The organism is Microbacterium sp. Bi128, from assembly GCF_918698205.1.
This window is the reverse complement of sequence record NZ_CAKKMM010001580.1, coordinates 1-1,120: the sequence shown is the minus strand read 5'-3', so window position 1 is coordinate 1,120 and position 1,120 is coordinate 1. Positions and strand designations below refer to the sequence as shown.

The following is a 1,120-nucleotide window of genomic DNA, read 5'->3' as shown; positions in this document are numbered from 1 at the left end:
GTCCGCGGCCTTGAACAGGGGCCGGCCCCGTCCGATCAGGACCGGATGGACGTACAGCCAGTATTCGTCGATCAGCCCGAGCCGCCGGAAGGTGTCGGCCAGGTCTGCCCCGCCGAGGGCCAGGTCCCCGCCCGGCTGCTCTTTCAGGGCCAGTATTTCTTCCGGCAGCACATCCCGGACCACAGTGGTGTTCCAGGCGGCAGATGTCAGCGTCCGGGAATACACGATCTTGGGCATGTCCCGCCAGATCCGGGCGAACTCGGCCATCACCGCGCCGGCGGCCGGGTCCTGGTCCGCGGTGGGCCAGAACCCTTCCATCAGCTCGTAAGTGACGCGGCCGTCAAGGAAGGCACCCATGGTGCTGAGCTGTTGGTTGAAATGGCGGTGCAGCTCGTCGTCGACCATGTGCCAGCTGATGTCGCGGTCCGGGCCCTCGAAGAATCCGTCGAGGGACACCTGCATGGCCAGGATGATTTTGCGCATCGCCGCTCCTTACGTTTTCACCAGCGTACGCCGCTGCTTCGGATGGCAGACCCACTTTTTCCCGGAGACGTGCCCTTGCGCGGGAAGCCGCTTGCGGGAAGAATGCTGGAAGTCTATGGCCCCACCGCGGTCAGTCACCTTCGGGGAAGTATGATGCCTGCGAACGATTCGAACGACAGCACGGGGCCGGTCCCGAAGCCTGAGGCGGCCCCGCGGCACTACCGCTCCGGCGGGCACCGGGCCAACGACGGTGCCCGGCCCGGTCCGCGGTCCCGCGCCCGGCGTGAGGGGAGGACCCGGCGACAGTATCTGACGGCGGCCGCCGTCGCACTGGCCCTTGTGGCTGCCGGTGTCTATGCAGGCGTCCAGGCGGCGCTACCCGTTGACCCGCCGGCCGCCGCAGCGACGCCGACGGCGCCGGTTACGGATGCCGGCCGGACCGTTCCGCCGGCATCTGACCTGCCCGCAACTGCTTCGCCAGCAACTGCTTCGCCCGCGGCCGGCGCCGTCCCGGCGGCCGCCGGGAAGCCCGCTGAGATCCCCGCCGTGCCTGCCGTCGCGGTCCCGGCCATTGACCCGGAACTGGACAGCCAGATCAACGGGATCATCGCGGCCAACAGTGCCTATGCCCTGGGGG

General features: G+C 68.9%; 1 protein-coding gene. It reads right to left on the bottom strand.

Features of this window, described 5'->3' with window-relative positions:
• A partial coding sequence (locus LQV45_RS34695; protein WP_230012475.1) for a dihydrofolate reductase family protein occupies positions 1-483 on the bottom strand: 483 nt, incomplete at its 3' end.
• Positions 484-1,120: the final 637 nt, after the last annotated feature.